This is a genomic window from Arthrobacter globiformis (assembly GCF_046536215.2).
Taxonomy (GTDB): domain Bacteria; phylum Actinomycetota; class Actinomycetes; order Actinomycetales; family Micrococcaceae; genus Arthrobacter; species Arthrobacter globiformis_E.
Genome location: NZ_CM143421.1, coordinates 3,985,590 through 3,998,172, shown reverse-complemented (window position 1 = coordinate 3,998,172; position 12,583 = coordinate 3,985,590). Strand labels below are relative to the sequence as shown.

Annotated in this window: 8 protein-coding genes and 1 pseudogene; 4 read left to right on the top strand and 5 right to left on the bottom strand. The window is 68.8% G+C overall.

Going from position 1 to position 12,583, the window contains the following annotated elements:
• Positions 1-213: 213 nt before the first annotated feature.
• Together R5O87_RS18015 and R5O87_RS18010 are read left to right on the top strand one after the other, a co-directional pair.
• Positions 214-2,271, top strand: a complete 2,058-nt coding sequence (locus R5O87_RS18015; protein ID WP_410557267.1) for a DUF6807 family protein — start codon at positions 214-216, stop codon at positions 2,269-2,271.
• Positions 2,268-3,434 carry a M24 family metallopeptidase gene (locus tag R5O87_RS18010; RefSeq protein WP_410557266.1) on the top strand — a complete coding sequence of 389 codons (1,167 nt, stop codon included), beginning with the start codon at positions 2,268-2,270 and terminating at the stop codon, positions 3,432-3,434. The genes R5O87_RS18015 and R5O87_RS18010 overlap by 4 nt, the downstream gene beginning before the upstream one ends.
• An 81-nt stretch (positions 3,435-3,515) precedes the next feature.
• On the opposite strand, the gene R5O87_RS18005 is transcribed toward R5O87_RS18010, so the two are convergent.
• The 4 genes from R5O87_RS18005 to R5O87_RS17990 are packed head-to-tail and all read right to left on the bottom strand — an operon-like array spanning position 3,516 to position 7,985.
• The gene (locus tag R5O87_RS18005; RefSeq protein ID WP_410557283.1) at positions 3,516-4,649 is read right to left on the bottom strand and encodes a mandelate racemase/muconate lactonizing enzyme family protein; all 1,134 of its coding nucleotides are present in this window, start codon (positions 4,647-4,649) and stop codon (positions 3,516-3,518) included.
• Positions 4,646-5,551 (bottom strand): 5-dehydro-4-deoxyglucarate dehydratase, encoded by a 906-nt coding sequence (locus R5O87_RS18000; protein ID WP_410557265.1) that lies wholly within the window; start codon positions 5,549-5,551, stop codon positions 4,646-4,648. The genes R5O87_RS18005 and R5O87_RS18000 overlap by 4 nt, the downstream gene beginning before the upstream one ends.
• Positions 5,548-6,522: an NAD-dependent epimerase/dehydratase family protein gene (locus tag R5O87_RS17995; protein ID WP_410557264.1), complete on the bottom strand. Its 975-nt coding sequence runs from the start codon at positions 6,520-6,522 to the stop codon at positions 5,548-5,550. Before R5O87_RS17995 ends, R5O87_RS18000 begins: the two co-directional genes overlap by 4 nt.
• Positions 6,523-6,548: 26 nt before the next feature.
• Complete coding sequence (locus R5O87_RS17990) at positions 6,549-7,985, bottom strand: Gfo/Idh/MocA family protein (protein ID WP_410557263.1); 1,437 nt, start codon at positions 7,983-7,985, stop codon at positions 6,549-6,551.
• A gap of 185 nt (positions 7,986-8,170) precedes the next feature.
• On the opposite strand from R5O87_RS17990, the gene R5O87_RS17985 reads away from it, so the two are divergent.
• On the top strand, positions 8,171-9,184 hold the full coding sequence (locus tag R5O87_RS17985) for a LacI family DNA-binding transcriptional regulator (RefSeq protein ID WP_410557262.1): 1,014 nt from the start codon (positions 8,171-8,173) through the stop codon (positions 9,182-9,184).
• Positions 9,185-9,304: 120 nt separating this feature from the next.
• On the opposite strand, the gene R5O87_RS17980 is transcribed toward R5O87_RS17985, so the two are convergent.
• Entirely contained in the window at positions 9,305-9,895 is a 591-nt protein-coding gene (locus tag R5O87_RS17980; protein ID WP_410557261.1) for a TetR/AcrR family transcriptional regulator, read from the bottom strand.
• Between the two features lie 132 nt (positions 9,896-10,027).
• Here R5O87_RS17980 and R5O87_RS17975 point away from each other — a divergent pair.
• A pseudogene (locus R5O87_RS17975) lies at positions 10,028-12,530 on the top strand (beta-glucosidase).
• Positions 12,531-12,583 lie beyond the last annotated feature (53 nt).

Below are 12,583 nucleotides of genomic sequence, written 5' to 3'. Positions count from 1 at the left end.
CATCACTTTCGTGAAGCGGTCGGTACAACGGTAAACGCTTTCCAAGGTGATGTACAGATTATTTCGGAAATTCAGGAAAACGCTTTCCATGTCAGGCCAAACTATCGAAAGTCCACACTTTGACAGGTGCCAGAAAACGTTTTCTCCGGTACGGTGTTAGTGCCTGCGTTTTCCTCCCTGTCCAGCCGTACGTCCCAGCAAGGATCAGCCCGCATGTCGCAATCTTCCGCCTACGCCCCCTCCCCTGCCGCCTCTGCCGAGAGGGCAGAGAACCCGGTGCCCCGGATAGCCCTCGTCGGCGTACACGGTTTCGGTGCGCGGCACGCGGCCAACCTGGCCCGGCTGCAGGCCTCCGGAGTGCTCGATTTCGTGGCTGCAGCGGACCCCCGCCCTCCCGCAGACGGAGTCCTCCAGGACTCCGTAGCCGTCTTCGAAACCCTCGATCATCTTCTCCAGGCGGGGACCGCTCCAGATGTCGTCATCCTGGCTACCCCCATCCAGACGCATGTTCCCCTCGCCATGGCCGCCCTATCCGCAGGCGCGGACGTTTATGTCGAGAAGCCGCCGGCAGCGTCCCTGCAGCAGTTCCAGGAACTGCTGCAGGCAGCCGATTCTGAAGGCCGGCTCGTCCAGGTTGGCTTCCAGAGCCTGGGATCTGACGCGCTGCCCGCCATCCGGCGGCTTATCGCGCACGGGGAAATTGGTGATGTGCTCGGACTGGGCGCCACGGGAACCTGGCTCAGGACGCGCGGCTACTTCAAGCGCTCGCGCTGGGCCGGCAAGCGGGCAATCAACGGAACCGATGTTGTTGACGGCGTTGCCACCAACGCGCTGGCGCACGCCGTGGTGACGGGCCTCAGCGTCGCCGCTGCCCGCACCCTCGATGATGTGGCCGGCGTGGAAACCGATCTCTACCGCGCCCACCCCACGGAAAGCGACGACACGTCTGTGATCCGGGTCCGCACCGCCGGGGGACAGGTTCTCACCTGCGCACTCACCCTTTGCGCAGCCCGGCAGACACGTCCGTCCATTACTGTTTTCGGCACGGCAGGCAAGGCAGAGCTCTTTTACACGGACGATGAACTGGTGGTAAGCACCGACCTCGGCGAGCGCCGGAAAGTGTTCCCCCGCACGGATCTGCTGGAGAATCTGCTGGAGGTACGCGCCTCTGGCGGAGAGCTGCTCAGCCCGCTGTCCGGCTCGGGAGCCTTTATGGCTGTCCTCGAAGCGATCCGCACGGCACCCGCACCGCAGCAAATCGACGACAAGTACATCGAGTGGGAAGGCAGCGGCGATGATGCCCACCCCGTCGTGGAGGGAATCGCTGAGCTGATCGAACGGGCCGCCCTCGCCCAGGCAACGTTCGCCGAGCTGGGCGCTCCGTGGGCCAGACCGCTGGAGCCAGCCGCCACCTTCACTGTCGCCGGACGCGAAGTGGCAAGCTATCAGGACGGCGGCCGCATCCGTCCCAGCTCATCCCCGCGGCCGTACCTGCATCCGGTTCGTACTCTGGCCGGCACGGTGGTGACCGATCACCAGCCCACCGATCATGTGTGGCACCTTGGCGCCGGCGTTGCAGTGCAGGACGTCAACGGCATCAACTTCTGGGGCGGGCGGACGTATACGCGCGACGACGGCCGTTACGTCTGGTGCCCGGATCACGGCATGATCGTGCGCACCTCAGTGAGCAGTGACTCGTCCGGAGGTGCGCTGTCTGAGACGCTGCGGTGGGTCGGCCCCGACGGCACGGCGGTCCTGTCCGAGCAGCGGCACTGGCGGTATGCCGCCGTCGGCCCCTCCATGTGGAAGCTGACGCTGGACTTCGAACTTTCGCCCGCCGGACCTGAGCCGGTGGCGCTCGGCAGCCCGGGCTCGAACGGCCGGGAAAACGGCGGCTATGGCGGCTTCTTCTGGCGGCTGCCATCCACCGTCGGCGCGCGGGTCCGGACGGCCGCCGCGGAAGGCGGGGATGCCGTGCACGGAACGGTTGCCCCGTGGCTGGCCTGGAGCGGAGTGTTCGGCGGTGCTGGAACACCCGGCAGTGGCGGCGCAGCCACCCTGGTGTTCCTCGCATCCCCGCAGGCACCTGATCCGTGGTTCGTCCGGGTTGCCGGCTACCCGGGGGTCGGGCTCTCGCTCGCCTGGGACAGGCCGCTCACCGCCACCCGGGACCACCCGGTCCGGCGCACCGTCACCGTACTGGTCGCCGACGGAATCCTGAGCACCGCAGACATTGCACAACTCGCCGAATCTTTGGGGGAATCCGCATGAACGTTGCTGCATCCGCATCTGCGCTGGCCGCATCTGCACTTGCCGGGTCCGCACTTACCGGAGGCACACCGGCTCCAGCCCAACAGCCGGGCATCGCACTGCCCGGCAACCCGGACGACAGGGCGGCCAAACGGCAACGTGTCCTGGACATTCTGGACGTCCGTGGCCATGACGCCCTGCTGCTGACCAGCCACACCGCCCTCACGTGGTATCTGGACGGCAGCCGCGTGCACATCAGCCTGGCCGGCGATCCGATCGCCGCGCTCCTCGTGGACCGCTCCGGGGACCATCTCATCACGTTCAATAACGAGGCGGAACGCCTCGCCGCCGAAGAGCTGCCGCCCGGCGTCGAACTTCACACGGTGCCCTGGCACGGACAGTTTGCCGACGCCGTCGGTGCGCTCACCGGACCCGCCGAGCCGCTGGCAGAGAACGCCGTGGCAGCGGAACTGCGGGCGGCGCGGCAGCCGATGCTGCCCGGCGAGAGCGCCCGCTATGCGCGGCTGTGCGCCGATGCCGCCCGCGCCATGACCGACGTCCTGTCCCGGGCAACGCCGGAGACCACCGAGTTCGAGGTCGCGTCTGCCCTGGCCGCACGGATTGTCGCGGCCGGCGCCGAGCCGCTGGTCCTGCTCTGCAACGGCAGCTCACGCAGCGTGTTCCGGCACCCGCTCCCCACCCGCTCTCCCCTGGGCCGGCGCGCGATGGCCGTGGTCTGCGCCCGGCGGCACGGCCTGGTGGCCAATCTGACCAGGTGGGTGCGGTTCGACGGCGGGACGCCGGAGGAGCGGGACGCCGAGGAACGCATCGCCGCGGTCGAGGCGGACATTTTCGACGCCACGGTTCCGGGCGCCAGGCTCGGCGGCATCTTCGCCGAGATCCGGGCCGCGTACGCCCGGCATGGTTTCGGCGCCGACCAGTGGACGCTGCACCACCAGGGCGGACCCGCCGGCTACGCGGGCCGCGACCCGCGCGCCACCGCCGCGACGCATGACGTCGTGGTGCCCAACCAGACCTTTACCTGGAATCCGTCCGGCCCCGGCGTCAAGATCGAGGACACCGTGCAGCTGACGGCGGCAGGAACCCGCGTCCTGACGCACGACCCAAAGTGGCCGGCGTCGGACGTCAACGGACTCCCCCGGCCGGTGACCCTCCAGCTGTAGCTGACCCAACTAGGTAGCAGCACAGGGCGTTTCCAGACCTGGGAACGCCCTGTGCTGCTACCTAGTTGGGGTGAGGGGCACCTACGAGAGCCGGAACGCCGGGTCCGCCGGCAGGTCGAAGCTGCGGTCGCGCGGCTCGGGCAGGAGTCCGGCAGTGAAGCTGAACCCGAGGCCCGGCAGTCCGGTGCCGTAGAGGCGGCTGTCGCGGATCCGGACCGGCGGCGGGCCGGCCAGGATGCCGAGCTGTTCGAAGGAAGCGTCCTCCACGTCCTCCACGCTGACGGCCTCGGCAAGGGTCAGGGCCAGCTGTCCGGACAGTTCCGGCAGCAGGTGCGGCGCAACCCGGATGCTGTTGGCCCGGGCCAGCTCCACGATGCGGCGGAACGGCGTGATGCCGCCCACCCGGATGATGTTGGGCTGGATGATGTCCACAGCTTCGGCCTCGATGAAGTCCCGGAAACGGTAGATGGTATGGACGTTCTCGCCCAACGCGATCGGCACCGGCGACTGCCTCCGCAGCCGGCGGTAGGCCGAGAGGTCGTCGGCGCGCAGGGGTTCCTCCAGCCAGTCCAGGCCGAACGGGCCCAGCAGGTCCAGGGCACGGAGCGCGGCGGGCAGGTCCCAGCGCTGGTTCGCGTCCACCATGAGCCGGCGGTCCGGGCCAAGCACCGAGCGGACCGCGGCCACACGCTCGGTGTCCTCGGCGAGGTCCGGCTTGCCCACCTTGATCTTCACGGCCTGGTGCCCCGCGGCCACCCACCGTTCGGTCTGGGCCACGAGTTCCTCGAGGGAGTAGTGCAGGTTCACGCCAGAGCCATAGACCTCCACCGATTCCTGCCGCTGGCCCAGCAGCCCGGCCACCGGCACGCCCGCGGTGCGGGCGGCCAGGTCCCAGAGGGCGAGGTCGACGCCGGCCATCGCGATGGTGGTGAGCCCGCCGCCGCCGGCCTCATGCAGCCGTTTCCAGAGCTGGTCCCAGACCACCTCCGGGTTCGCGTCGAGCCCGGCAATGAAGGGGGCGATGTCGTGGTCAAGGAGGGCCTTGACCGCCTGCGGCCCGATGGTGGGCGTCCACGAGAAACCGTGCCCCGCACCGCCGTCGTCCGTAAAAAGGCTGGTGGCGATGATGTGGTTCTCCGGTGCATCGGCACCCCAGCTGCGCCGCAGGGGCACGGTAAGCAGGCGCGTGTGCAGTCCGGTGATCCTGGCCATCAGCGACCGGCCAGCTCGTGGCCCTTGGCCAGGATCGCCTTGAGCTCCACAAGCTGGTCCTCGGTGGGGTCAACCAGCGGGGGCCTGACCGGTCCGACGGCCAGGCCGTTGAGGCGCAGCCCGGCCTTGATCAGGGAGACACCGAAGCCGGGCGTCTGGTCGCGCAGGCGCACGAGCGGCGCATAGAAGCCCTCAAGCAGCGCCTGCCGGCGGTCCTCATCACCGCCCGCGTAGGCGTCATAGTAGGCGGTGGCGATGTCCGGGGCCATGGCGAAGGCCGCCGACGAATACAGCGGGATGCCCAGTCCCCGGTACGCGCCCTGGGTCAGTTCGGCGGTCAGCAGGCCATTGAAGAGCAGGAAGTCGTCGCGGCCGCTGGCTTTGACGGCGGAGACGATCTCCTGGGCCAGGCCGACGTCGCCGATGCCGTCCTTGAAGCCGATGACCTTGGGGTTGCCGGCAAGCAGCGCGATGGCCTTGGCCGTGAACTTTGCCGTGCCGCGGTGGTAGACGATTACCGGCAGGCTGCTCGCGCCGGCCACCGCCTCGATGTAGGCCACCACGCCGTCGGTCGGGCCGGTGACCAGGTAGGGCGGCAGGACCAGCAGGGCGTCGGCGCCCGCCTCCTCGGCGGCACGGGCCGCGGCCAGCGCGTGCCCCAGGGGGCCGCCGGCGCCGGCAATGACCGGCACCTGGCCGTTGACGGTTTCGACGGCGGCCGTCACCACGGTGCGCACCTCGTCGATGCTCAGGGCATGGAATTCACCGGTGCCGCACGCCGGGAACACCCCGCCGGGGCGGTGTTCCAGGCGCGAGGCGATGTGTTCCTTCAGGACCTCAACGTCCACTGCGCCGTCCGCGCCGAAGGGGGTGACGGGAAAGAAGAGCACGCCGTCGAGTTTCATTTGGTCTCCTGTGATCCGGGTGTGGCTGGTCCTGTGCTGGCTGATGCTGCGGTGGTGGCGCCGACGAGTTCTGCCTGGCCAAGCTCCGTGCGCCACGTGCGCCGGGGTTCCCAGCCGAGCAGGCGCCTGGCTTTGTCGATGGAAAAGGCGGGGCTGCTGCCGGCGAGCCCGGCTGCACGCGCTTCGCTGCCGGGAACGAACCTGGGCAGAAGCGTGGCCAGCGGCTCGGTGGCCAGCGCATCGGCGGCGCCCACGAAGAAGGTCTCGCCGTTGGGGATGGCGTCCATGTTCCGCAGGAGGACGTCCAGGAAGTCGGCCACGTCCCGGGCATCCACGTAGTTGAAGAGCGCCGGCGCGGACAGCGACGGGTCGGCGAGCCGCTCGCGGACCGTGTGCCCCTGCTGGGTGGGGGCGCCCGCCCACTCCTCCGGCGAGATGACGTAGCACGGGCGGAACGCCGCATAGCGGATCCGGTCCCCCTGCGCTGCGGCGAACATCTGCACCGTCTGCTCGGCAATCAGCTTGGACAGGGCGTAGGCGTTCCAGGGGCGGGGCGTGGTTTCCTCGTCCACCGGGAAGGACTCCGGCAGCCAGCCGGCCGGCGAGCCGTAGCCCAGGACGGTGGGGCTGCTGGCCGTGATGATCTTCCCGATCCGGAGTTCGGTGGCCGCACTGACCACCGCGAAGGCGAGCCGCGTGTTGGTGCTGAAAATAACGTCCTCGGGTGCACTGAAAGGCACGGCGATAGCAGCGAGGTGGATGACGGCGTCGGGCGCTGTGCGCTTTAGGAGGCGGAGCGCCTCGCCGGGGACCAGCAGATCCGCCGTTTCCTGTTCGACGCCGGCCGGGAACGTGCCGTCCGGGACGGCGTCACGGTCCGCCGAGACCACCTCATGGCCCGCTTCGGTGAGACCGGCGACGACGCTGCGGCCCAGCCGCCCGGCGCCGCCGGTGACAAGAATTCTGCTCATGGTGTTGTTTCCTGTTCCTGCTGGGTTCAGGCCCGGCCGCGGCGCAGTTCGACGCCCAGGTCCAGCTCACTGATGCGGACGGGGAGTTCGGTTTCCAGCGACAGGTTGCCCGCGATGCCCACGGACACCGATCGCAGCCCGTCCAGATAGCCGGAGGGGCGGCCCAGCGGGTCCTCGCCCGGGCCGTTGAAGAGGTCGGAGAGCAGGAGGTTGTCGCCGCCGCCGTGGCCGCCCTCGCCGTTGACGATGGGCACCTCGTAGGCGGGCTCCCAGTGGCGCTGGACCACCAGGCGCTCACCGTTGCGGCGCACGGCGTCGTCCTCCTCCACGGGCGTGGCGGACGGGTCCACCACGGTTTTCTTGTCGGTGCTGTGGACGACGGCGGCACGCTCCACCACCTCCAGCTCGGCCCGGCCTTCGGTGCCGTTGACGGCGACCCGGTAGCCCTCCCAGGGGCTGTGGGCGTTCAGGGAGTAGCTGAGTGTGGGCCCGCCGTCGTAATCCACTGTCAGCGCGAGGTTGTCCTCGATGGTGATGCCCTCGGTGAAGACGTCCTGGTCCCGGCGGTAACCGTCGAACTTCTCGTTGTCGTAGTACAGCCCGCGCAGCCGCTCGTCCTCGCGGAGGTCCAGCGCGAAGGGGTCTTTGGTTGTCCCGCCGCCGGTGGTTCCTTCCGCTTCCGGGACCGTGCCGCGCTCTGTGGTGCCACGTTCGGGCCGGGCGCCGAGACCGCGCTCCGCGGCGTTCTTGGCGCCGTAGAACCGCAGCCCGCCGGAGGCGTACACCCGCTCGGGGACGTCGTCGATCCACCAGTTCACCAGGTCGAAGTGGTGGGAGGCCTTGTGGATGAGCAGGCCGCCGGAGTTCTGCTTGTCGCGGTGCCAGCGGCGGAAGTAGTCGGCCCCGTGGACCGTGTCCAGGACCCAGCTGAAGTCGATGGACGTGACCCTGCCGATCACGCCGTCCTGGATGACATGCTTGAGCGCGCTGTTCCGGGGCGAGTAGCGGTAGTTGAAAGTGACCACCACGTTGCGGCCGGTGGCCGCCACGGCTGCCGTGATGCGGCGGCAGCCCTCCGCGTCGATGGTCAGCGGCTTTTCAACCACGACGTCGGCCCCCGCCTCCAGCGCCTCGACGATGTAGTCCGCGTGGGTGTAGTCGGGGGTGGTGACGATGACCCGGTCGATCGCGTTGGCGCGGATGTATTGGGTCAGGTCGCCGGGTTTGAACGAGTCAGCGGGGCCCGGCGCACCGAGTTCCTGGAGGAGCCGCTGGTAGTACTCCACCCGGCCCGGATTGGCGTCGGAGAGAGCCACCAGCTCGGCCACGTCCGCGTGCTGGTCGAGGATGGCGCGGATGTACATTTCCGAGCGGCCGCCCGTGCCGATCAGGGCGATGCGCGACCGCGTGGCCTGGGTTGTCGTTTCAGGCTGTGGCCGCTGGGCGGTGTCGACATTGACCATGGGTGAGCCCCTTTCCAAAGGCAGTAGGCGGGCTGCTTGACGCCCTGCCCACATGAAGGAAGAATCCTGAGAAAGCGTTTTCTCGAAACGTTATAAGCTTTGTATCAAGACACCGGCGAGCACGTCAACCATCTGTCGCGAGAGCCGGCAAGCCGCGGCAGCGGTGGAGAACAGGAAGGAAGCAGATGGGCAGGAGAACCGGCACCCGGCGGATCGGCATTGCGGACGTCGCCATCAAGGCCGGCGTCTCGCATGCCACCGTCTCCCGCGTCATGAACGGCAACTTCACCGTTGACCCGGCCATTGCCCAGCGCGTCCGGGACGCGGCGGCGGAACTGAATTACCAGCCGAATCCCGTGGGCCGCAGCCTGGCCCTGGGCAAGACCGACACCATCGGCATCGTGGTGCCCGACCTCGCCAACCCCACGTTCCAGGCGATCCTGCGCGGGCTGAGCATGGCTGCAGCCCAGGACGGCTACCGGGTGCTCATCGCCGACTCCTCGGAAGTCTCCAGCGAGGAGGCGATTCTCGCCGGGGAAGCGCGGCGGCGCTGCGACGGGCTGGTGCTGTGCGCGCCGCGCATGGGCGATGCCGAACTCGAGGAGCTGGCGCCGTCACTGCAGCCCATGGTCCTGATCAACCGCAGCACCACGGAAACCCGAGTGCCAAGCCTTGAGGTGGACTACAGCCAGGGCGTGCAGGAGCTCGCGGAACACCTGGTGGGCCTGGGGCATACCAGCATCGCCTTCCTCGCCGGCCCCGCCCGAAGCGCCTCCAACCGGGCACGCATGGCGGGCCTGGACAAGTTCCGGGCCGCACATCCCGGCGTCGAACTCCAGATGCTCGAGGGCGGCTCGAGCTTCGAAACCGGCCACGAAGCGGTGGATGAGGTGCTGGCCAGCGGGGCTACAGGCGTGCTGGCGTTCAACGACCTCGTTGCCATGGGACTGCTCAGCGGACTGCACGAACGCGGGGTCCGTGTTCCCGAGGACGTCTCCATCACCGGCTTCGACGACATCCCCTTCGCCAGGTACACCACCCCGCCCCTGACCACGGCCGCGGTTCCCATCACGGAACTCGGCGAACGCGCGTGGCACAGCCTGCGCGCGCTGATCCGCAACGCCGAGGCACCCGACGAGGAGACCAACTTCCAGCCGCGCCTGGAGATCCGGGGAAGCACGGGCCCCGCGGCGAACTAGCCACCCCCTCTGGACACCCACCTATGGAGTTTTTGTCCAGATAATGGCCGCTCAAGGCCTCCGAAGTCGTGACAAGTGGACAAAACTCCACGCCTGGCGGGCTTTTTGAGGCGTCCCGACTTAGGGTTTGGCCGGAACCAGGAGCACGTCGACGAGCTCCGTCAGTCCGCCCGCCATGTCCACTTTCTTGTCGTACAGCCACTGCAGCTGGAGTCCGTCGAACGCAGCAATGACCAGCCGGGCGAGTGACTCCGCAGCGACGTCGGACCGCACCTCCCCCGCCTCCTGGCGCCGGCCGATATCGAGCGCCAGCTCCTCGACAAGCTGGGAGTATCTGTCCTGGAAGTAGCCGTGCGAGGCGTGCCCGGGGTCATTGGCCGTCGCCGACGCCACAGCGTAGAGCGTGGTCAGGCCGGGCTCGTTCTTGTTCCGCTCCGCCACGCTCGCCAGAACCGGCAGGCCAAACTCGGCCAGCCCGCCGATTTCCCTGCTGCGCCGGTCACGCTCGGCAAGCACCGCCGTCAGCAGTTCCTGCTTGCCGCTGAAGTAGTGGAAGAGCGTGGCTTCCTTGACCCCGACAAGCTCAGCCACGCGCTTGAGGGCCGTCCCCTCGAAGCCTTCGGTAGCAAAGACGTCGGTGGCGGTCTGGATGATCTGCTCGCGGCGTTCGGCGCCTTTGGCGTACTGCCCGCGGGGCTTGGTGGGAGACATTGCGCCAGTTTATTTCACGGCTCCGGCCGCCGGGAGGCCAGTTAATTTTGACCAAAACCTAGTCACACTAGATTTTTGCGACTAGGCTTTTTCCGCACGCAATGAGGCGCCCGCATCAAAGGAGTCAAGTAAATGAACCCCACCCTCTCCGCCCACAAGACCGCCCAGGTGGACGCCGGGCTGCCGGATGACGCCGAGGCGCGCCTGCGCGAACTGGCCGGGAGCCTGAGCCTGGAGCGGCAGGTCGGGCTGCTCACCGGCGCCGATGTCTGGTCCACCCATGTCCTGCCGGAAATCGGGCTGAGCCGGATTGTGCTGTCCGACGGTCCTGCCGGCGTCCGGGGCGAAGACTTCGACGAGCGGCACGACTCCGTCTCCCTGCCGTCGTCGTCCGCCCTGTCCGCCACCTGGAGCGTGGACGTCGCCCGCCGCTACGGCCAGGTGCTGGGCCAGGAGGCGCGCCGCAAGGGCGTCCACGCCGTCCTCGGCCCCACGATCAACCTGCACCGCTCCCCGCTGGGCGGCCGCCACTTCGAATGCATGAGCGAGGACCCGCGCCTCACCGCTACCCTGGCCGCGGGCTACGTCTCCGGGGTGCAGTCCATGGGCGTGGGCGCCACCCCGAAGCACTACATTGCCAACGAGGCCGAGACCGACCGCTTCACCTCAGACTCCGTCGTCGATGAACGGCCACTGCGCGAGCTCTACCTGGCCGCCTTCGAGGACGCCATCACCGAGGCCCGCGCCTGGCTGGTCATGAGCTCCTACAACTCCATCAACGGCACCACGGCCAGCGAGCACAACCTGCTGGAAACCCCGCTGTCCACCGAATGGGGCTTCGACGGCGTCGTGGTCTCGGACTGGACCGGCGTCCGCTCGGTGGAAGCCGCGAACGCCCACCAGGACCTGGAGATGCCCGGCCCGGTGGGCCACTGGGGCGCCAAGCTGCTCGCCGCCGTCGAGGACGGCCGTGTCAGCCGCGAACGCGATCCTGGAAAAGGTCACCCGCATCCTGCGCCTCGCCGCCAGGGTCGGCACGCTCGAAGGCTTCGAGCCGGCCACCGCCTTCCCCACAGAACTCGACGGCGCCCAGATGGCCCGCGAGGTAGCAGTCCGGGGAGCTGTGCTGGTCCGCAACGAGGGCAGCCTCCTCCCGCTCGACACCAAGGCACTCGGCAGCGTCGCGGTCATCGGCCACAACGCCGAGGAGGCACGCACGCAGGGCGGCGGCAGCGCCACTGTCATGCCCAGGTACACCGTTTCGCCGCTGGAGGGCCTGCGCAAGGCACTGCCCGACGACGTCACCGTCACCTACGCCCGCGGCGCCAAGGTGGCCGAGGGGCTGCAGCCCTTCGCCCGCAGGGCACTGCACAACCCGGTCAGCGGCGTGCCCGGCATGCGCGTCACCTTCCTGGCCGCCGACGGCACGGAAATCTCCGGTGAGGACCGGCTGGCTTCGCACCTGATCTGGTTCGGTGTCGGCATCCCGGCAGGCACGGCGGCCATCCGCATGCAGACCGAGTGGACGGCAGAAACCGCCGGCATCCGCCACCTCGGCGTGGGAACGGTTGGCCACATCGCCGTCTCCATCGACGGCACCGGGGTCTTCAACGGCGAACTGGAAGACGATACCGATGTCCTGGGCGCCGCCCTGTTCGACCCGCCCCAGACCATCCACGCCTTCGAGGCCGCGGCCGGCCAGCGGTTCGCCATCGACGCCCTGTACCAGCTGCCGCCGCAGCAGGAGATCCCGCTGACAGCCATCCTGCTCGGCGAGGAAGCCATCGTCGCCGACCCCCAGGCCGAGATCCGGGCGGCCGTCGAGGCTGCCCGGACAGCCGACGTCGCCGTCGTCGTGGTGGGCACCAATGCCGCGATCGAATCAGAGGGCTTCGACCGCAAGGACCTGGACCTTCCCGGCCTCCAGAACGAGCTCGTTGAGGCCGTGGCCGCGGTCAACCCGCGCACCGTGGTGGCGGTCAACTCCGGCTCACCCGTGCTGATGCCGTGGCTGGACAAGGTCAGTTCGGTGCTGCTGGGCTGGTTCGGCGGCCAGGAATTCGGCACCGCCGTGGCGGACATCCTGCTCGGCAAGGAGGAACCGGGCGGCCGGCTGCCCACCACCTGGCCGGCGGCACTGGCGGACGTGCCCGTACTGAACACCACGCCCGTTGACGGCAAGGTGGCCTACAGCGAGGGCATCCACGTCGGCTACCGCGCCTGGCTCAGGCAGCAGGCCGTCGGTGGCGCCGCCCCGCTGTTGCCGTTCGGTTTCGGGCTGGGCTACACGACGTTCGAGCTCGGCACCGCGCACGCGCCGCAGTCCGTTCCCGCCGGCCAGGACATCGTGGTGCATGTCCCCGTCCGAAACACCGGCACCCGCACCGGCCGCGAAGTGGTCCAGGTGTACCTGTCCCGCGAGGATTCCGCGGTGGAGCGGCCCGTCCGCTGGCTGGCCGGATACGCCGGGACGCATCTGGCAGCGGGCGGCACGGACACGGTTGAGGTCAGGATCCCGGCGCGCGCCTTTGGCCATTACGACGGCGGCTGGCAGGTTGAGCGCGGCTTCTTCCGCCTGCTGGTGGGCCGGCACGCGGCCGACGATTTCCAGGCACTTGAGGTCGAGGTCCGCTAACCCTCCCTCCTTTGGAGTTTTTGTCCAGATATCGCGAGTTAAAGCCCCTTTTG